Annotated in this window: 19 protein-coding genes; 9 read left to right on the top strand and 10 right to left on the bottom strand. The window is 62.3% G+C overall.

Annotation, left to right across the window (positions count from 1 at the left end):
• Nucleotides 1-198 precede the first annotated feature (198 nt).
• Nucleotides 199-1,911 (top strand): thiamine pyrophosphate-dependent enzyme, encoded by a 1,713-nt coding sequence (locus AB4Y31_RS10225; RefSeq protein WP_368673826.1) that lies wholly within the window; start codon nt 199-201, stop codon nt 1,909-1,911.
• Between the two features lie 107 nt (nt 1,912-2,018).
• On the opposite strand, the gene AB4Y31_RS10230 is transcribed toward AB4Y31_RS10225, so the two are convergent.
• The 6 genes from AB4Y31_RS10230 to AB4Y31_RS10255 form a co-directional block, all read right to left on the bottom strand.
• Nucleotides 2,019-3,437 carry an efflux transporter outer membrane subunit gene (locus AB4Y31_RS10230; RefSeq protein ID WP_368673827.1) on the bottom strand — a complete coding sequence of 473 codons (1,419 nt, stop codon included), beginning with the start codon at nt 3,435-3,437 and terminating at the stop codon, nt 2,019-2,021.
• Nucleotides 3,434-4,483 carry an HlyD family secretion protein gene (locus tag AB4Y31_RS10235; protein ID WP_368673828.1) on the bottom strand — a complete coding sequence of 350 codons (1,050 nt, stop codon included), beginning with the start codon at nt 4,481-4,483 and terminating at the stop codon, nt 3,434-3,436. Before AB4Y31_RS10235 ends, AB4Y31_RS10230 begins: the two co-directional genes overlap by 4 nt.
• Nucleotides 4,484-4,536: 53 nt before the next feature.
• The gene (locus tag AB4Y31_RS10240) at nt 4,537-6,156 is read right to left on the bottom strand and encodes an MFS transporter (RefSeq protein WP_368673829.1); all 1,620 of its coding nucleotides are present in this window, start codon (nt 6,154-6,156) and stop codon (nt 4,537-4,539) included.
• Between the two features lie 162 nt (nt 6,157-6,318).
• Nucleotides 6,319-6,597, bottom strand: a complete 279-nt coding sequence (locus tag AB4Y31_RS10245) for a hypothetical protein (protein ID WP_368673830.1) — start codon at nt 6,595-6,597, stop codon at nt 6,319-6,321.
• A gap of 695 nt (nt 6,598-7,292) precedes the next feature.
• Nucleotides 7,293-7,685, bottom strand: a complete 393-nt coding sequence (locus tag AB4Y31_RS10250; RefSeq protein ID WP_368673831.1) for a DUF4148 domain-containing protein — start codon at nt 7,683-7,685, stop codon at nt 7,293-7,295.
• Nucleotides 7,686-7,821: 136 nt separating this feature from the next.
• Nucleotides 7,822-8,166 carry a hypothetical protein gene (locus AB4Y31_RS10255; RefSeq protein WP_018441199.1) on the bottom strand — a complete coding sequence of 115 codons (345 nt, stop codon included), beginning with the start codon at nt 8,164-8,166 and terminating at the stop codon, nt 7,822-7,824.
• Nucleotides 8,167-8,317: 151 nt separating this feature from the next.
• On the opposite strand from AB4Y31_RS10255, the gene chrA reads away from it, so the two are divergent.
• A complete protein-coding gene (chrA, locus tag AB4Y31_RS10260; RefSeq protein WP_368673832.1) occupies nt 8,318-9,553 on the top strand; it encodes a chromate efflux transporter in 1,236 nt (411 codons plus the stop codon).
• Nucleotides 9,554-9,748: 195 nt separating this feature from the next.
• The gene (gene fdhA, locus AB4Y31_RS10265) at nt 9,749-10,948 is read left to right on the top strand and encodes a formaldehyde dehydrogenase, glutathione-independent (RefSeq protein ID WP_368673833.1); all 1,200 of its coding nucleotides are present in this window, start codon (nt 9,749-9,751) and stop codon (nt 10,946-10,948) included.
• Between the two features lie 150 nt (nt 10,949-11,098).
• Here fdhA and AB4Y31_RS10270 read toward each other — a convergent pair whose 3' ends face one another.
• On the bottom strand, nt 11,099-12,250 hold the full coding sequence (locus AB4Y31_RS10270) for a PQQ-binding-like beta-propeller repeat protein (RefSeq protein WP_368673834.1): 1,152 nt from the start codon (nt 12,248-12,250) through the stop codon (nt 11,099-11,101).
• Nucleotides 12,251-12,761: 511 nt separating this feature from the next.
• Here AB4Y31_RS10270 and AB4Y31_RS10275 point away from each other — a divergent pair.
• Complete coding sequence (locus AB4Y31_RS10275; RefSeq protein WP_368673835.1) at nt 12,762-12,938, top strand: hypothetical protein; 177 nt, start codon at nt 12,762-12,764, stop codon at nt 12,936-12,938.
• Nucleotides 12,939-13,052: 114 nt separating this feature from the next.
• On the opposite strand, the gene AB4Y31_RS10280 is transcribed toward AB4Y31_RS10275, so the two are convergent.
• Nucleotides 13,053-13,793, bottom strand: a complete 741-nt coding sequence (locus tag AB4Y31_RS10280) for an SDR family oxidoreductase (RefSeq protein WP_368673836.1) — start codon at nt 13,791-13,793, stop codon at nt 13,053-13,055.
• Between the two features lie 184 nt (nt 13,794-13,977).
• Between AB4Y31_RS10280 and AB4Y31_RS10285 the strand changes: the two genes are divergently transcribed.
• Together AB4Y31_RS10285 and AB4Y31_RS10290 are read left to right on the top strand one after the other, a co-directional pair.
• Nucleotides 13,978-14,877 (top strand): LysR substrate-binding domain-containing protein, encoded by a 900-nt coding sequence (locus AB4Y31_RS10285; RefSeq protein WP_368673837.1) that lies wholly within the window; start codon nt 13,978-13,980, stop codon nt 14,875-14,877.
• 308 nt (nt 14,878-15,185) lie between these two features.
• The gene (locus AB4Y31_RS10290; protein ID WP_368673838.1) at nt 15,186-15,599 is read left to right on the top strand and encodes a two-component system response regulator; all 414 of its coding nucleotides are present in this window, start codon (nt 15,186-15,188) and stop codon (nt 15,597-15,599) included.
• A gap of 32 nt (nt 15,600-15,631) precedes the next feature.
• Here the strand turns inward: AB4Y31_RS10290 and AB4Y31_RS10295 are convergent, their stop codons facing one another.
• Nucleotides 15,632-15,919 (bottom strand): hypothetical protein, encoded by a 288-nt coding sequence (locus AB4Y31_RS10295; RefSeq protein ID WP_368673839.1) that lies wholly within the window; start codon nt 15,917-15,919, stop codon nt 15,632-15,634.
• A 139-nt stretch (nt 15,920-16,058) separates the two neighbouring features.
• A complete protein-coding gene (locus AB4Y31_RS10300; protein ID WP_368673840.1) occupies nt 16,059-16,568 on the bottom strand; it encodes a DUF1269 domain-containing protein in 510 nt (169 codons plus the stop codon).
• A 326-nt stretch (nt 16,569-16,894) separates the two neighbouring features.
• Between AB4Y31_RS10300 and AB4Y31_RS10305 the strand changes: the two genes are divergently transcribed.
• The 3 genes from AB4Y31_RS10305 (at nt 16,895) to AB4Y31_RS10315 (ending at nt 19,351) form a co-directional block, all read left to right on the top strand.
• A complete protein-coding gene (locus AB4Y31_RS10305; protein ID WP_368673841.1) occupies nt 16,895-17,203 on the top strand; it encodes an EF-hand domain-containing protein in 309 nt (102 codons plus the stop codon).
• A gap of 106 nt (nt 17,204-17,309) precedes the next feature.
• Nucleotides 17,310-18,023, top strand: a complete 714-nt coding sequence (locus tag AB4Y31_RS10310; RefSeq protein ID WP_368673842.1) for a response regulator — start codon at nt 17,310-17,312, stop codon at nt 18,021-18,023.
• A complete protein-coding gene (locus AB4Y31_RS10315; RefSeq protein WP_368673843.1) occupies nt 18,020-19,351 on the top strand; it encodes an ATP-binding protein in 1,332 nt (443 codons plus the stop codon). Before AB4Y31_RS10310 ends, AB4Y31_RS10315 begins: the two co-directional genes overlap by 4 nt.
• Nucleotides 19,352-19,418 lie beyond the last annotated feature (67 nt).

The raw sequence follows: 19,418 nt of genomic DNA on the forward strand, positions 1-19,418 counted from the left end.
GTGAAAGTCCTGCATTGATGGCAGTTAAGCCATCGCCCCCATCCGGGGGATACAGCGGCCTGAGCCTCCGTGCGATAGTCGACCGAGAAGTCTGACCGTGCTCCTGTGATGAAGGTACGCATCTTTCCGGATCAGGCAGAACCGAGCCTCCGTTTTTTGATTGGTTCAAACGGGGGAACCGACAAAGCGGAGGCTGAAATGAGCAAGAAGGTAGCGGATGTCATAGTTGAAGTTCTGGAGTCCGCCGGCGTCGAGCGCTGCTATGGCATCGTCGGCGATACGCTGAATCGGATCGCGGAATCGATCACCGAAAGCAATATCGAATGGGTCACCATGCGCCACGAGGAGGCGGGCGCGTTTGCCGCGTCCGCCGAAGCGCAACTCACGGGGGGGCTGGTCGCGTGTGCTGGGAGCTGCGGCCCGGGTAGCCTGCACTTCATCAACGGCCTGTACGACGGCCATCGCAACCGGGCGCCGGTGATTCTCATCGCTAGCCAGTTGGTCCGCAAGGACCTCGGCTTTCAATCGGTGCAGGAAGTCGATTTCAAGAAAGTCTATGGCGAATGCAGCGTGTATTGCGACATGGTTTATTCGTCGGACCAGGCGCGTCGCAAGACCGTCGCCGCATGCCAGGCCGCTTTGACCAAGCGAGGCGTGGCGGTATTGATCGTCCCCGCCGACGTCTCTCGCGAAGACGCCGTGGACGAATTGCCGTTCAGCGTGCATGTGAGCAAGCCCGTCATCCGGCCCAATGACGATGAGCTCGACAGAATCGCGGCCATCCTGAACGAGGGCGGCAACATTACTATCTACGGCGGGTCGGGCTGCGTGGGCGCGCATGCGGAAATCATGGCGACCGCATCTCGCCTGAATGCGCCGATCGCCCGCACGTCGCGTGCTAAGGATGCGCTGCAGCCCGACAATCCCTACGACATCGGGATGACCGGACTGATCGGCAACGAAGCGGGCTACAAGGCGATCCTGGAATGCGACACCTTGCTGCTGTTGGGTGCCGATTTTGCATGGAGCCAGTTCTACCCGTCGAAAGCCAGGATCGTGCAGATCGATATCGACTCGAACCACATCGGCCGCCGCCATCCGGTCGAGCTCGGCGTGGTGGGCGACATCAAGGATACGCTGGCGGCACTCCTGCCGCGCCTGGTGCAGCAAGAGAGCACTGAGTTCCGCGACAAATTCGTGCTGCGCTACCAGCAAGGCGAGCAAGCCGCCCGCGAACACGCCCGCCCGGGATATCACAGCGGCTTGTCCGGCATCCATGTAACGGAGCTGATCGACAAACATGCCGACGACGACACGCTCTTCGCTTGCGATGACGGCACGCCTGTCGTGTGGACCTTGCGCCACATGCGGGCGAACGGCAAGCGTCGCTTCTTTGCCAGTCTCCTGCATGGGACCATGGCGAGCGGCATGGCTTCGGCCATCGGGCTGCAAAAGTGCCAACCGCTACGTCAAGTCATCGCCATGTGCGGCGACGGCGGTTTCAGCATGCTCCTCGGCGACCTCTTGACGATCGTCCAGGAGCGGTTGCCGATCAAGGTGGTGGTATTCAATAACGGCAAACTCGGCTTCGTTGAAATCGAGCAGAAGGCTGAAGGCATGCTCAACACCTTCACGCATCTGCACAATCCGAATTTCGGCGACGTGGCGAAGGCCATGGGACTTTGGGGGCGGCGTGTCGACCACGCGGAGGAGATCGAGGCAGCGGTCGTCGATTGGTTGGCCGAGCCCGGTCCGGCGCTGCTCGATGTGAGAGTCAACGCGATGGAACTGGTGATGCCGCCTTTCGTCGCCGCCGAACCGGCGATCGGCATGGCGTTGTATACCGCCAAGGCGGTCCTGCACGGCAAGGGTGGCGAGGTGTGGGAGATGATCACCGAAAACTTCATTTGACACTGAAGGGCCGCCCGGGACTCGCTCTAGGTTTCGCGCTGCCATGCGGCGCGCGGCACAAAAAAGCGGGGCTTCCTGTGTTTCAGGAAGCCCCGCGTCGCTTCCGATCAACCTGTTGCTGACTTATCCTTTTCCGGACCATGCTGCTGACTGTCAGGTGCCCAGCCGCCACCCAGCGCTTGTATCAGGCTGACGGCGGCGTCGAAACGATCCAGGCGCGACAGCACCAATGACAGTTCGGCGGAAAGCAGGTTGCGCTGCGCGTCCAATTGGTCCAGGTACGTAGCGTAGCCTTCGCGGTACCGGCTACTGGCCAACGTGAACGTACGTTGCAAAAAGTTGCGCGTGCGCGATAGCGACTCATATTGTTCGCGATACTTTGCAATGGCGGCCAGACTATCCTCCACCTCGCGGAACGCCTGCATTACCGTTTTGCGATAGGCGAAGGCGGCTTCGTCGCGGCGCGCCGTGGCGAGGTCTTGTTGCGATCGCAGTCGGCCTGCGTCGAACAGGGGCGCGAGGATGCTGCTGCCGATCGACCAAACGCTGACAGGGCTGGCGTTGACGAGTGTAGAGCCGACGAAGCCGCCCATTGCCGACAATCGGATGTCCGGCAGGAAGGCGGCGCGCGCGGCATCGAGTGCGTGGTCGGTCGCGGCGAGACGGGCCTCCGCCGCTGCGATATCGGGTCGACTGCGAAGCACGACGGACGGCAACGCGACCGGTATCTCCGGCAGCGTCAGTTGATCGAAACGGCGTGGGCGCGCGATCGTGCCGGGTACGCGGCCAAGCAAGATGCTCAAGCCGTTTTCCGCACGCGCGATGCCGAGCTCCAGGCTTGGCACCCGTTGCGCGGTGGACTCCAACTCCGCTTGCGCGCGGGTCAGGTCGAGCGCTGTTGAATAGCCGGCATCGAAGCGATGCTGCTCGATGCGCAATTCGTCGCGCCGGACCTGGAGGGTTTGCCGCACGATCGCCAGTTGGGCGTCGAGGGCGAGCAGCGTAAAGTAGCCGGTCACGACGGTGGCGGCCACACCCAGCCGCACGGTTTGCCGTGCATCTTCGCTGGCCAGGAGCGAGGCGCGGGCAGCCGCGCTGACAGCCTTGAGCCGGCCGAACAGATCGAGGTCATAGCTTGCTTGTACCAGGGCTTCGCCGGCGGCTTGCTCGTCGGGAATGCCGAATCCCGGATTGACTCCCCGTTCGCGCCCGCCGTCGACGGCAAGCTGCACGTTCGGCATGCGCTGCGCCTGCGCATAGGCAAGCTCGGCTCGCGCCTCGTCGACGTTGACCGCGGCGAGGGCGATGTCGTCGCTATGCAGCATCGCTTGCGCGACCAGGGCGTCCAACGCGGCATCGCCGAACGCCTTCCACCAGTCGAGCCGCAGCCTGTTCGCGCTGGCGTTCGTCGGCACACGCCAGTCTTGAGGTGCCCGCACGGCCGATTCGACCGGCGCCGGCTTGCGCGGACCCGCGCAGCCGGCCAGTGCGGCACCGATCAATACGATAAAACGACGACGTATCATGATGGGCCGTGGGTGTCGGTCGAGCTATTGGGGCGAGCGCCGGCACGCGTGTCGACGTCCGTGACCACCGACATGCCGGGGCGCAAACGCGTCGCGAGATCCTGGCGCGGATCGACGCTGATGCGAACGCCGATGCGTTGCGGCACTTTGACAAAGTTGCCGGTCGCATTGTCCGGCTTGAGGACGGAAAACTCGTTGGCCGCGGCCGGCGAGATTTGTTCGACGTGCCCCTGCAACCGCGCGCTGTCAAGCGCGTCGACAGTGAAGCTCACCGGCTGGCCAACCTTCATGTGGGCGGTTTGCGCCTCCTTGTAATTGGCGATGATCCAGCGTTCGTCCGGCACCACCGCCATGAGTTGCGTTCCGTTCGTCACATACTGGCCCAGCCGCACGGCGATTTCACCCAACTGCCCGCTCTCCGGCGCTCGGATGACAGTGTGGTCCAGGTCGATTTGGGCTGCATCCAACTGCGCCTTGGCCTGGGCAATGGCCGCCTGCAGGCCGAGGCGTGCGGTCTCGACCGTCAGGATCGCTTGCCGAGCTTGTTCGCGCGCTGCCTGTGACTGCCTTAATTGCGCCTCGCTGAGCGCGAGCGCGGCCACGGTCTGATCGCGCTCGCGCAATGACACCGAACCGTCGGCGACCAGTTTCGCGATGCGCGCCATGTCGGCCTTTGCCTTGGCCAACTGCGCCTGCGCGTTGAGTATGCCCGCGTCCTGGCTCTTCAAGGCTGCTTCGCTGGAAGCATGCGCCTGAGCGTTGTTGGCCAGATTGTCCTCGGCCGCCTCAAGACCCGCGCGTGCTTGCTCGACCCGAGCGAGATAGCTACGGTCGTCGATGCGTACCAATACCTCGCCTGCTCGCACGCGCTCGTAGTCATGCACCATCACCTTCGCGACATACCCGCTCACCTGTGGTGCAATGACAGTCGTGCGCCCGCGTACATAGGCGTCTTCCGTCGTCTCTCTGTAAAGCGAAAACCAGCCCCAGGCACGGCCGATGGCGAGTAGTGCGATCAGCGCGATGACCGCGATGAATGCCGTCACCCAGTGGCGCCGGCGGGGTGGCGCCCATGTTGCGGACGTCGATGCCGGAGAATTCATGGTTGTCCCTCTCGAGCGTATTGCCGTAAGTAGGTGAAGAACAGGGAAAGCGCGACCGCGCCTGCCGTTCCGGCAGCAAGCGACGCCAGCAGGCGGAATACATCGTCGTAGGCGAGGACGGACGCTTCGTCGGAAACGGATCGGTCCAGCAGCGCGCCGCCTTGCGCAGCGCGCATCACGGGGTCGCTCATCATCGGCGCAAGCGCGGCCGCGCCCACTGAGAGACGCGTGGTCACGGCCGGATCGCCGATCGCCAACTGAGCCGATAGGTCGTCGCGGTGCACGTGGGCGCGTTCGATTTGATAGCTGCCCATCATGGCTGAGCCGGCAAGCGCGCCGACGTTCTGAGTGATGCTGAAGACGACGACCAGGGTGACGTAGTGGTCGGTACCCTTGCGCATCATCTGGATGAAACCGTAGAGCATGGCCGGGCCGATGAAGAGGGTGGTGCCGAAGCCGATCAAGGCTTGGCTGAGGTAGAGCTGTTCCGGCCTCGTCAGGTTATTGGCATGGCTGTCGAGCAACGCGCTGGCGGCGATGCAGATGGCTGCCAGCATGACTTGGTAAGGCAGCCGTGCTTCACTCAAGGTCAGGACGCAGGCACCCATTCCCGCCGCCATGGCCAGTGCTACCAGGACGAACAGGATGTGCAGTTGATCGTTGTCTAGCCCCGCCGCCGACAGCAGCCCGACCGAACCGAAGGTTTGCTCGGCCAAGGCGAGTCGCATCAGGAGTGCGATGCCGACGAACCGGGCGATATTGATCGTCGACAGCCACTTCAGTTCGAGCAGGGGCCGCTTGCGGTTCGCTTCGATACCGATCCCGATCGCGAGCAGTAGCACGCAGCCGGCTAGCACGTCACCCAACCAAGGTGTGTCATGCCACCAGACTGAGCGCCCCAGACCGAGTATTTCGCAGCCGAGGACGATTGCTGGCACCAGCAGCGCGATGCTGATGAAGTCGATCGGCTCGAATGCCCGCGCTTTATCGCTGGGCGGCAAGGGCGCCAGTAGGATCGCGGCCAGGATCAGGAGTGGCACGGCCAATTCAATGCAATGCATGCCTTGCCAATCGCGGATGCTCAGTAGCGCTACCGGTACCAGGCGCGCCAGTGGCGTGCCGAACTGGGTCAGGCTGATACCGATGACGAGCGCCAACGGGCGATGCTTGGCGGACAGGATCACCAAAAAGTAGTAGATGGAAAGGGTCGTCAGCGCGCCCGTTTCCAGGCCGTTGGCGATACGCGCCGCAACGGCCATTGCAAAGCCGGGCATCAGCAACTGCAGGGCAGCGACGAGCGCGTACAGGATCAGCAATCCCTGCGTGACCAGCTCAATGCCGAATTGCGCGCGAGCCTTCACCAAGGTTAGGTTTGCGCTCGCATTCATCCCGAAATACAGCGCTGGAAGCCAGCTCGCTTCGGCCGTATACAAGCCGAGGGAGCCCGAGATCGTCCCGAGGTTGACGTTGGTGAGCGCGTTCGGAAAGGTCGTCATCAATCCGATGAACGTACCGACCGCCGCGTAGGCCAGCCGACGCTGTGGCGTCATCCGCGGGGTGTACGGTGAACCGGCCGATGTTGGTTTTTCGGCATCCGCGAAAACGTAGGCGCTCATTGCACTCCTCGGTAGCTTGACGTTGAAGGCTACCTCGAGCGCCTAGGCGCGCTGTATCCCCCTGATTGGGGATGGAGAAGATGATGCCGATGACTAGGCTGATGCGAATGCAGCGCTAGCCGTCATCATTTTGTTTCCTTAACCGATAAGGCCTCACCAGAACTAATAGACTCGGCGCCGAGACCACTGCATGCACCGTATTCCCGCTCTTTTGGAGCCGTTGCCTTCACCCTCCTGAGAGCAAATAGCGGCGCGTTCGCGGTCCTCCAGAAAGTCGAGAAGCCGCTGTAGCCTTTGCATCTGCGCGGCCACCAAGCCGTTTGCCGTGGTCAACTGCTTCACTCTGCCGCGCCAGTAGTCGACGCTGAACACCTGATGAGCTATCTCGAGCGATAGAACGCGCTCCAGGTGATGGATTTCGGAATCGATGGTGTGGTCCATGGCAATTTCTCGCAATGTCGGCCGTTTGATGCTCGGTTCGCAATCCTTCTGCACTCACTGTGCCAAAGCTGGCGAGCAGGCTCTTGTCTCTTCCGGTGCAAGCGTTTCGACGCGTGCAACTGACACCAGACCCGTAAGCAGAGGCGGGAAGTGTTGGCTCGCAGCAAACACATTCATCATTGCTGCCGACGCTCGAAACCAACAGCTGCGTTCAGCAGGAGTCCCCGCGCTACAAGCTATCGAATCGCGTTGCTTGGGGACATCTCTCATCAGAACACTGACGGCTAATCACGCTCGTTTTTGTCTGGCCGTGCCATTACGGTCGGGCTAAAACGAGTTGCAATACTCCAAAAATCGCATTTGACTCCAAGCGTTCGCCGAGCAGCGTGCGCCGTACACCGCGTAAACGAGCTCCATCGCTGGAAAATTCCCACCAAAACCGACGAGACGCTCTCGTACACCGTGAATCCCGACTGCACCGGCGAGAAGCAGGCAAATCCGGTATTGGAAGAAAAGATAAATAGGAGCAATGGCCAATGAGCCGATGGCCAGGAAATTCCCTCATGCCTCGCCGATGGCAGTAGCTGCTTTGATTTCGTCGACCGGGGCGAGCGCGTGCAAACCGTGCGCTCCCCCGGAGATTTGCGCGACGCCGATGATAGAAATTAGTGCGTGTGATCACCGGCGCCACGACCTCAATGATGCCGGTACATTGGATTCCAACTCGAGGTGTGGGTTTGATGCCCCAACTCCGAAGCGCTTGTCGTCGTTCCACCCATCCAACTCGAGGTGTGGGTTTGATGCCCCGACTCCGACGCGCTTGTCGTCGTTCCACCCATCCCCGTTGCCATGCCGCTCGTCCCGCTCGTGCCGTTCTGCGCCGCGACGCGCGCTTCAGCCGCCTGGATATCTCGTGGATAGTGCGATCCTCTATTGCCCTCCGCCGGGTTGTAGCCGGCGCGTTCGAGCTGGATCAACTGAGCTCTCACTTGCGCGCGCGTCAGCGGCCCGTTCGATGGCTGACCGAATGAAACGGCCGGTACGGCCAGTGCGATCGCAATAGCGATGGCCTTGATCTTGCCGTCCATGATAGGTACCTCCGTATCAGTTGCGGCTGCGAAGAGAGATCTCCGCAACCGTTGATACGAGCATGGCACCGCGAGCTTAAGGGACGGTTAACGCATGGTCGCCGTTCAAGACGATCTGCGCGCGGGCGTAGCGCTGCTATTCGACCTTTTGGCGGGGCAAATGCGGTGCAGTGCATTCCTCCAACGCGGATATCGCCTTGCGCGTGACCGCCAGCGTTTCCTCACAGGCGTTACGATCGTTAGCCCGACGGCAACCGCCGGCTGCGTTCGTCTCTGCAAGCGCTGCCCGCACCTCACGCAGTGCGGCTTCGGGCGAGCCGGTGTCGGAAATGAGATCCGCCACGCTGAATATGGTGCCCGAGCTCAGCTCGACAAACTTCGGACAAGCGCCCACGGCGTAGGCGCTTCCCGCAAGCAGCGTTGCAATGACAGGAGCGGCGCACCAGCGCGAGTGATGCAGCCGGTTGAGGATGGTTCGCATATCGACTACCCGATAGACACTTGCTGTCTCGAATGGAATGAGTCGGCGTTGCCATGACGGAGCGGCGTAGGGGAGCGCGCGGCGGCGCGCAGGACCCTTCTCGTAGACAATACCGATTCGCGGATTAAATGCATTAACTATGCCGGAGCAAATGGAAACTCCTACGACATCACCGCACGCTACTCGCGTCGCCTCAGCGCCCGAGGTTCTAGCAGTGTTTCTCAGGTTGGGGCTGACGTCTTTTGGCGGTCCGATTGCTCATATCGGCTACTTCCGCCGCGAGTTCGTCGAGCGACGCCGATGGCTCGACGACGAAACTTTCACGGACCTCGTCGGCCTTTGCCAATTCCTGCCGGGTCCGGCCAGCAGTCAGGTCGGATTCTCGATAGGCCTGTTGCGAGCCGGGTGGCTCGGCGGACTCGCCGCATGGTGCGGGTTCACGCTGCCTTCGGTCATCTTGCTGATCGCTTTCGCCGCGATTGCGCCGAGCCTCGCAGGTCCGCTCGGCGCAGGCCTGATTCACGGCCTGAAAATCGTCGCTGTCGCCGTCGTCGCGCAAGCTGTCTGGGACATGGCCCGACGTCTGTGTCCGGACCACCGCCGCGCGGCCATCGCGCTCATTGCCATGGTACTGCTCAGCGTGATGACGACCGTTTATTCTCAATTGATCGTCATTGTCATTGGCGCGGCGCTTGGGATTGCGTTATGTCAGACGACGGGATCGGGGATCGCCGCAACGCCGCCACAACACGCTCTCGAATTCCGGGTCTCGCGCACTACCGGCGCCGTTGCATTGATGCTCTTCTGCGTGCTCCTCGCGGGGCTTCCTGCCTTAGCCACGGTAAACGCAAGCCATGCGATCAAAGTCTTCGACGCTTTCTACCGCTCCGGCGCGCTCGTTTTCGGCGGTGGGCACGTCGTGCTGCCGCTGTTGCAGCAGCAAACCGTCGCAACGGGCTGGGTGACGCCGAACGTCTTTCTCGCTGGCTACGGTGCCGCACAGGCCGCCCCTGGGCCTCTTTTTACGTTCGCCGCTTTCCTCGGTTGGATGCTGGCAGGCACGCCGAGCCACGCCATGGGCGCGCTGATCGCCATTGCGGGCATCTTCCTGCCCGGGCTGCTGCTCGTCATTGCGGCGTTACCCTACTGGCAGGCGTTGCGTTCGCGCCCCTCGATGGCCGCCATGCTCGCCGGCATCAACGCGGCCGTCGTCGGCTTGCTCGCGACTGCACTGTACACACCGGTCTGGACCAGCGCCATTCTCACGAAAGTCGATTTCGCCATCGCCGTCATCGGCTTTTTCCTGCTGGCCCGCTGGAAAGTCCCTCCGCTCCTCGTCGTCGCATTCTGCGCGCTGGCCGCAATCGGCGAAGTTGTACTTCACTGAGGTACGTTCCTCGTTCCTCGTTCCTCGCAATGCATGCCTGAAGCGCATGCATCGGCGCCGCGAACCCGATGTCGGCACCGTTCAAACGTCTGTCGGGTTTTGTCTCCCGTTCCCCCTTCGTTCCGGACTACTCTCGACGAGCCACGCTTGCAGCCGGCGTGCGGCAGCGCCATAGAACGGAAAGGAGACAGTGCGATGAGTAGCAATCGAGGTGTCGTGTATCTCGGGCCGGGCAGGGTCGAGGTGCAAAAGATCGATTATCCGAAGATGGTGGACCCGAGCGGGCGCTCGATCGGCCATGGTGTGATTCTCAAGGTGGTCAGCACGAACATTTGTGGCTCGGACCAGCATATGGTGCGCGGCCGCACGACCGCGCCGGTCGGGCTCGTGCTCGGGCACGAGATCACGGGCGAGGTGGTCGAGGTCGGCCATGACGTCGAGACGCTGAAGATCGGCGATCTCGTGTCCGTCCCGTTCAACGTTGCGTGCGGACGTTGTGCGATGTGCAAGGAGCAGCATACGGGGGTTTGCTTGAACGTGAACCCGTCGCGGGCGGGCGGAGCCTATGGCTACGTCGATATGGGTGGGTGGATCGGAGGGCAAGCCGAGTACGTCCTGGTGCCGTATGCGGACTTCAACCTGCTGAAGTTCCCGGACCGCGATCAGGCGATGGCGAAGATTCGCGATCTCACGTGTCTTTCGGACATTTTGCCCACGGGCTATCACGGCGCGGTGACAGCGGGCGTGAAACCCGGCTCGACGGTCTACATCGCGGGCGCGGGACCGGTCGGCATGGCGGCGGCCGCATCGGCACGCCTGCTGGGCGCGGCATGTACGATCGTCGGCGACATGAACTCGGCGCGTCTTGCACACGCGAAAGCGATGGGCTTCGAAGTCGTCGATCTGTCGAAGGATGCGACGCTCGGCGAGCAAATCGCGCAGATCCTCGGTAAGCCGGAAATCGATTGCGCGGTCGACTGTGTCGGCTTCGAAGCGCACGGGCACGGTGCGTCGGGCCATTCGCAAGAAGCGCCCGCGACGGTGCTGAATTCGCTGATGGAAATCACGCGGCCTGCCGGCGCGATCGGCATTCCCGGGCTCTACGTGACTGACGATCCGGGCGCGAAGGACGTCGCCGCGCAGCACGGAAGCCTCAGCATTCGCTTCGGGCTCGGATGGGCGAAGTCGCACTCGTTCCATACGGGCCAGACGCCCGTGTTGAAGTACAACCGCAACCTGATGCAGGCGATTCTGTTCGACCGGCTGCCCATCGCGGACATCGTCAACGTCACGGTGATTTCGCTCAACGAAGCGCCGGAAGGCTACAAGCAGTTCGACGGCGGTGCGCCGCGCAAGTTCGTCATCGACCCGCATGGGTTGCTCAAAGCCGCCTGATGATGCTCCTCTGAATGGTAAAAGGGGCGAAGACATCTTCGCCCCTTTTACATTGCATCGAACCAAATAATGCCGCCAACGCTCATCGCACTATCGATCGCCGAACCTCTGCGCGTGCCGGACGCGCATCGAACCTAAGCAGTCTGGCTGTCAGGGCACGACGGTAATCTCATCGATCCATGAGAAAGGTGGCCCTTGCTGCGCATTACTGGAATCGCTGAGCAAAGTCCGCTGTCCGGTCTGCGGGTTGACTCGGAAGAGGAGCGACGGTTGCGCGGCGACATTTGCCGCGACGCTGGCGCCGACGATGAAGTCGACATGGGTCGCCGACTGCTCCAACGCGATGCCCGAAAGACGCCGTCCTGGAGTCCCTTGCGCGGCATTGTCGAAATCGCTGACGACGGTACGGCTTCCGGTGGCGGGATCTACCCGTACCAGTAGATCCCGCGCTGTAGAAGCGGTCGAGGTTCCTCGCGTATTCACCAGGATTTGACCGGATGGGTCGGTCGCAATACCCGTTGACGGCACGACCTGGGTGACACCCTGTGCCGCGTTGCTGAAATCGCTAAGCAGCGTTCGTTGACCCGATGCCGGATTGACGCGATAGAGGTCGCCTGTATCTCGCGAGGGCCCGACTGGCGCAAACCATGTCACGCCCGCGACGATCGACCCGGAGTGTTCGAGCGCGAGGTCCGTAAAGTATGCGACACAACAGTTGAACGAATCTCCCTGAGCGGGGTTCGTCAAATCGGTGACGATAGTACGTGCATCGCTGCGGGGATCGACGTTGACGATGGCCCTCGGCGCGCCACCGAACTGCGGTTTCGCCCAGTTGACGATGACGTGCCCGAATGAATCGACGGCCGAGCCGAAGATGTCCCCTTGAAACGTGCCCTGGGCGAAGTTGCTGACGAGCGTGCGCGTGCCGGTGGCAGGATCGACCGAGTAGATGCCGGTCGTTGCGGCGGTGACGAAGATCCGCCCGCCTGCCATGGAGATGCCGCCGAGGAACGATTGATCGACGGGACCTTGCGAAGAATTTCGAAAGTCGGTGATGACGGTGCGCACACCTGTCTGCGGGTCTACGCGAAAGAGCTTGCCGTTGCCGGTATCGACCACGAGAATGTCGCCGCTCTTGATCGTCGCGGCCTGCGCAAAGCTGCCAGCCAGCGCGAGTGCGCCGAGCCCATAGAGGCAAACGCTTAAGAAACGTCGACAAGATCGCCAAAATGCCGCTGCGTTTCGATGTGAAGCCTGTGCACCGCGGTACGAAAAAATGGCCCACCGTGTCGCGTTTCTCATCGCTATTCTCCTTTGGGAGCGTGTCGCGTGGTGACCGAGAGAGTCAAAAATTCGGTCCGCTGTTTGCATCTGGCCGTCTGTAGGATAAGAGACGGTCAGGCGATTGCAAAGATTGGCAAAAACCGCACTTGACGTTCGGTTCAGAGAGGGGGTCGCTGGCGCCGAGAGCCTGCGGTCAGGAAGTCGGTGATACGGTTGCCCGCGAGCACCGCGACTAGAAGGACGACGGTAACTTTAAAGATTCGTTTCATGGACGAGGGTGACAGCATTGAATGTGCCTGCAAGCGCCCGTCGATGATGTGCAAATGCGGCATGTACCTTGCGCAGGAACGCTAGACATTGTGCCCTTTTGGGTTAGTCGTCACTTTTGCGTAAGAGGGAGGCCGTTATGCGAGTTACAGGTAAGGGAATCGTTGTTTCCGCTTTGATGCTTGGGTTATCTGGTGCCGCGTATGCGGCCGGCGCTGGCGGAGGAGCTGGCGGGGGCGCTGCTGGTGGCGGCGGCACAGGAATGGGGACGCCGAATGCCGAAGGCACGACCGAGTCACCATCGGGCGCATCGGGGACGAGCACGATGGGAAACGGCATGAACAAGTCGAGCGGCATGCATAAGCATCACATGCGGCATATGAAGCACAACAAGGGCATGGCGGCGAGTGAGCCGGAGCCGAGCAGCGGTTCACAGTAATCGATCGTAGGCTGAAGAGTTAGCGCTTCGTTTTTCGAGAACCAAACATCGTGGGTGGTTACGCGGCCCGGCGACCGTTGTTGCCGGGCCGCTCGCGTTCGATCGAGCGAATAATCAGGCGAAGCCGCCATTGACGCGGACGACTTGCGAATTGACCCAGGCGCCATCTGGGCCAGCGAGAAACGACACAGCGGATGCAATATCTTCGGGCTGACCGATGCGCTCCAACGGCGCCTGTTTGGCAATCTGAGCAATCAGCTCGTCGGATTTGCCCTTCAGGAAGAGTTCGGTCGCGACGGGTCCGGGCGCGATCGCATTGACCGTGATGCCGCGTCCGCGCAATTCGTTCGCGAGCACGTGCACGAGCCCTTCGACACCCGCCTTGCTCGCGATGTAGGGGCCATAACCCGGGAAGGACTTTGCGATCACGCTCGTCGACAGCGCAATGATCCGGCCGCCCTTCTCGAGGTCCTTCGCTGCCTGAGCCATGACGAGGAAAGCGCCGCGCAGATTCGTCGCGATCACTTGATCGAACGCTTCGAGATGGGCCGTGTCGATCGTTGCCATCGGCATCACGCCGGCGCTGTTCACGACGACATCGACGCCACCGAACGCCGTCTTGGCGGACGCAAACAGTTTCCCCACATCGTCAGGGCTGCTTACGTCGCCCTGGATCGCGAGAGCCGTGCCGCCGGCGGCCTTGATCGCGTCGACCGTTTCCTCGGCCTTCGCCGCATTGCCTGCATAGTTCACCGCGACCGCGAAGCCGTCCGCCGCCAGCCGCAGTGAGATCGCCTGGCCAATTCCGCGCGACCCACCGGTGACGATGGCGCTCTTCCGTACTGTATTGCTCATGGTTCGCTCCTTGAGAGATGGGGCGATGTGCCCGTCTGGATGGAGCCCATTCTTGCCGTTTCGATGCGAGCGATAAATGACTGCAGGTTGGTAACGGCATTCAATGGCGCTCAACAATCCCGCCGAAGCGACTCCTATAATTGAACAATCATCCATGACCCCATTTCGGGAACGGTAAATAACGATGGACCGGCTCGATACGCTTCAGCTCTTTACTCGCATCGTGGAGACGGGAAGCTTCAGTCGCGCGGCCGACATGCTCGACATTCCACGCGCGACGGCGACACATGCGATCAAGCAGCTTGAAGCGAGCCTCAGCACGCGGCTGCTCGAGCGGACCACGCGGCAGGTGCGGCCGACGCTCGATGGGCAGGCCTACTACGAGCGCTGTGTGCAGGTGCTGAACGAGCTCGAGGACGCGGAGGCGTCGCTGCGGCACGTTGCGGCGAACCCGCGCGGCGTGCTGCGTATCGACATGCACGGCACGCATGCGACGCGCATCGTATTGCCGAAGATCGACGAATTTCGTCGTCGATTTCCGGCGATCGATCTCGTCGTCAGTAGTGGCGACCGGCTGGTCGATCTGGTAAGGGAGGGTGTCGATTGCGTCATTCGCGGCGGCCATCCGCGCGATTCGACACTGGTGGCCAAGCGGCTCGCCATGATGCCGCAGGTCATCTGTGCGAGCCCCGATTATCTGGCTGCGTTCGGCACACCCCATCACCCCGATGAGTTGCCTTCGCACCAGGCCGTGCGTTTTTTTTCGAGTAATGGGAACATCGCCTATCCGTTCGAGCTCATCGTCGACGGATTGGCACGCACTTACGAGCTCGGGGGATGGATCGCCGTCAACGATGCCGAAACCTATGTCGTCAGTGCGCTGCGCGGCTGCGGGCTGATCCAGGTCCCTCGCCACCATATCGAGGACGAATTGCGCGAGGGGCGCCTCGTCGAAGTGCTGAGCGAGTGGCAAAGCCCTGACATGCCCGTGTCGGCGCTCTATCCGTATCGGCGACATCTGTCGCCGCGGGTTCGCGTTTTCGTCGACTGGGTCGGCGAGCTCTATGCGAAGAAATTTGGCTGACGCGCTGGGAGACCACGCCTCCCAGCTTGATCGGCGTCCCGAAGACCATGCCGACACGGGGCGGCTCATATCGGATATTTAGGACATTGATTCCGAACCCATGTTTTCCGCCTGGGCCTGATCTGACGAATCGGACGTTTTTACCCCGTAGCGAGTGAAGAAAGTACAGGTGGCTGGATAGTGCGGTCTGGTTGCCGCTGCGACCAATGTCATTCAGAGCCGCTATGGCGTTGCCCCGTCGGAGCGAGTAGCCCGCTTGGGCATGCCAATTGCTGTCCCTTGTTTGCTCTTTGATACGGGATTTTCGCTTGGTTACAATCCTCGCCATCGACGACGACCGTAACTTTCTGCGCGCCCTTGGGGCTCTTTTCGCGGAGGAAGGGTATCGCGTCGTCACTGCAAACGACGCCGAATCCGCGATCGCGAAGGCTATCGCCAATCGGCCGGACGTGATCGTCACGGATTACATGATGCCGCGCATCGACGGCGCCGAGCTTTGCCGGCGTCTGAAGTCCAATCTGGCGACGGTCCGAATACCCATTGTCATGCTTACCGCGCTCTACCCGCCGCCATCGGTGGATGAGAAGCTGTGGGACACGCTATTGACGAAGCCGGTGCCTGCCGCGCGGCTCATGAGGGAAGTCCGAACGCTGTTGAGCGAAGCAGCGCTGGCCGATCCGGCCGCCGCATTGGTAGCTGCGCCGGCTGCGCCGCGCTATTAGTGACGCGTTCCCCATTGCTGAACGTGGCGTCGTCATGCACCTTGACGCGGGATAGCGCATGTCACGCGAAAGACGTTCTCGTCGATGCGCTCATAGAAGAACGCCGCGCCCCTGGTCGACAAGTCCTTCGCAATAGCGGACCACGTCCCCCGCGGCGCCTCGGCCTCCAGTTCGTCGAATGCGATCCGGATGCGCACCGGACTGCGGACTTTCTCCCGCAGTTGCGGCATTTCGTCGACGGTGATTTCGAAGACGTGCTCGCCACCGATGATCAGGCAGGCTTCATAGTTCGCGACGGGGCTGACATGCATCACTGACATGAGTTGCTCCAGGCACCGCGAGTGAGGCCGGAGTTTGCCGATGCGGCGGCCGACCGCCGCGTTCGGTCTTGCCGCGTTCGATCATGTCGCGTTCGGCGACGCGAGCATTGCAGCGCACAGCGAAGACGGGCGTCGTCCCTCAAGGGAAGATCGGCGTCGTAGGCTCGGCGCCTTCCCGGTCCACCGTCGGGAAGTGCTGGGCGACCATCTCTTCGATTTCTTGTTCTCTCAGCGCCGGCACGTCGGCCATGATCAGAATCTGGCCGTCTTTGATGGCGTCCTGAAAGCGTTCGAGTCGCGCGTTCGGTTCGGCGATGCCGATCATCGCGGCGGTCCACGCCCCGAAGCCCGCGCCCGCCAACGTCAATGCGACCACGGCGCCGCCCGCTATGACGAGTTCCGCGGGCGGAAAGACAAGTGCGGCGAGCCCGACGAGCGCGCCCGTCGCACCCCCGAGCGCCACCCCGCGCTCGAGCGCATGCACAAGGTCGCTGCTCTGGAGCAAGGATGCTTCGGGCAACTGATCGAGCGCGACGTTGTGGTTAGCGAGAACGTGGATATGCCGCCAGGTGATTCGCGCGCGGAGCAAGTCGTCGACGATCGCCTTCGCCATCGCCGTATCAGGTACGAGAAAATAGAGGCGTCTCATGGCCGGTTCCCCCCGCTTTGCATCTCTACCGTGAGGTCATCCTCGATCGGATGATGGAAGCGATAGTACGCCTGGAAACCCGCTGCCGCACGTCGTAATGTGCGCGGCCGAACGAGCGATTACCCGGCGCAGGGCGCCCGATTCGCGCGCCGCGGCTCAAGCCTTTTTGCCCTGCCGCGACCGAGTCCGCATTCGGCGGCATGACATGCCGCGACACAGTTTTTCGATCGCCTGCTTCCCAGGTACGCCTCTAAGATTCGCCTGCCGTCGCTCGAGTCGGAGCGCAGTGCGCCGACGGGCGGTGATGATTCTTTGAGGAGTACTTAATGAAACGTATGCTTATCACGATCGCCATCTGTGTCGCCTCGACGGCTGCGTCCGCGCAGACGCTCTCACCTGGACCGGCCGCTCCGCCCGCGAGCGGCGCGGCGCGCATGGAGCAAGGGCTGGAGATGCTGCACGAGCGCTTCGCCAACGCCAACACTACGCACGACGGCAAGCTGACGCGGCAGCAGGCCGCTGCCGGAATGCCGATGGTGGCACGCCACTTCGCTCAGATCGATACGCGCCATCAGGGTTATGTCACGCTCGCACAGGTCGAAGCGTATTTCGCACAACGAGCGCGATCGCGCTGACGTGCGCCGCGAGCGGCGCGTCACGTTGAACGAGCCCATACCGCCTATGATGATGTCAGCGTGGACGCGCGGCATTGGGCCAACGCGGTATTGCCGGAGGTACGTCATGGATCGGCCGGACAAGATCATCGTGCTCGACGACGACGCGGAGCTGCGCAACATGCAGCAGCGCTTCCTGACGGGACAGGGTTTCCACGTGCGTTGCGTCGCCGACAGCCGGCGGCTCGATCGCTATTTGCAGCGCGAGCCGTTCGACCTGCTCGTGCTCGATCTGATGATGGAACCCGAGGATGGGCTGTCGGTTTGCCGGCGCTTGCGCGCGGAGGGGCACACGTTGCCGATCCTCATGCTGACGGCCAAAGGCGATCCCGTGGACCGCGTCGTCGGGCTGGAAATGGGCGCGGACGATTATCTGGCAAAGCCGTTTCTGCCGAACGAGCTCGTTGCGAGAATCCGCGCGTTGCTGCGCCGACAGAAAATCGCATCGGGCGAAGCAACGGTTACGTCGGAGCAGGTGCGGTTCGGCGAGTTCCACTTCGATCTGAGGAAACAGACGTTGCTGCGGGCCGGGCAGCCGGTCGAGCTGAACTCGGCGCAGATGCGGCTCTTGCAGGCGCTCGGTTCGTCGCCGAACCGGCCGGTCAGCCGCGAGAATCTTCTGGCCCGCGCGCGGGGGCGCGAGCACGAAGCGCTCGATCGCAGCATCGATGTGCAAGTGCTGAGGCTCAGGCAAGTCGTCGAAGACGATCCGTCTAAGCCAAGATTCATCAAGACGGTCTGGGGCATGGGCTACATGCTGGTGGCGGATGTCGACCGATGAGGCGCTTCGGCCCGCCGCGCTCGCTGCTCGCGCGCAACATCGCGCTGCTGGTGACGCTCGTGGTGTTGACGCAGGCGTGCTCGCTGACAGTCATCGTCTATTACATCCAGCGCCCACGCGTAGAACGAGCGGCGGTTACCTTCGCCCAATACGTGCGGACGCTCGATCGCGCGCTCGCTTCGCTGCCGCCGGGCGAAGGCCGAGCGGTGATCGCCCGACTCGATGCACAACCGGAGCCGCCGCGCGACGCTGTGGAGGCGCCGCGTCCGAGTTTCATTCACTTCTTTCGCACGTATCAACGCGATCTGTTCGCCCAGGCCCTGCATCGTAGCCTTCCACCCGACACGCTCATCCGTTGGGAGCCCGCCGCGGCTGAAAGGCTCTGGATTCGCATTCATATCGCGGGCTCGCCTTACTGGATCGCGCCGGCGATGGGACCCGATGCGCAAACCGATGCCGTCACGACCGCGATCGCGCTATCGATCGGTCTGGTGCTCGTCGCGGCCCTGACGGGCTATGTCATTCAAAGCTACATCAATCGACCGTTACGGCAGCTCGCGCATGCCGCGCGTGACGTGAGCGCCGGCAATGCGCCACAGGCGCTGCCTGTCGACGGCCCGACCGAAATTGCGCAGGTGAGCCGCGCCTTCAACGAAATGACGGATGCGTTGCGCCAAGCCGAAGCGACACGCGCACTGATGCTGGCCGGAATTTCGCACGACATTCGGACGCCGCTCACTAAGCTGCGTCTCGCGCTCACGCTCGCGATTCCGGCGAACGGCGACGCAGCGCTGTCCGCATCGGCGGAGGGATACCTCGAGCAGATCGATGCCATTCTTCAGCAATTCATGGACTACGCGGGCAGCGGCGAGCGCGAAGCACCGAAAGTCGGCGAGCTGAATGCCCTCGTCGATCAGATCGCGGGCGATTTCGCGGGGCTTGGGCACGAATTTGAGCTGTCGCTCGGCGATGTGCCGCCGTTTCCGTTTCGTCCGACGAACACGATGCGCTTGCTGATGAACCTTATGCAGAACGCGGTGGCTTACGGACGCACCGGCTTGGCCGTCCGCACCTGGTGCGAAGGCGGCTATGCCTACGCCGCGGTTTGCGATCGAGGCAAAGGAATCAGCGCCGACGAGATCGAACGTCTCAAGGCGCCGTTCGCGCGCGGCGCGAACGCGAGCCGACAGGCGCGCGGCACCGGGCTCGGGCTCGCCATTGTCGAAAGAATTGCGCGATCTCACTGCGGCTCCGTCAGCTTTCACGCGCGTGAGGGGGGCGGCCTCGAGGTGCGCGTTGCGCTGCCGCTGAAAGCGCCTCACGCGTGATCAGGCGCGGACGACATTTCTCGACATAACTCATCGATAGTGTTTACGCGGTGCTCCCTCGATACTT

Source organism: Trinickia sp. EG282A (assembly GCF_040965455.1).
In the GTDB taxonomy this organism is placed as follows: domain Bacteria; phylum Pseudomonadota; class Gammaproteobacteria; order Burkholderiales; family Burkholderiaceae; genus Trinickia; species Trinickia symbiotica.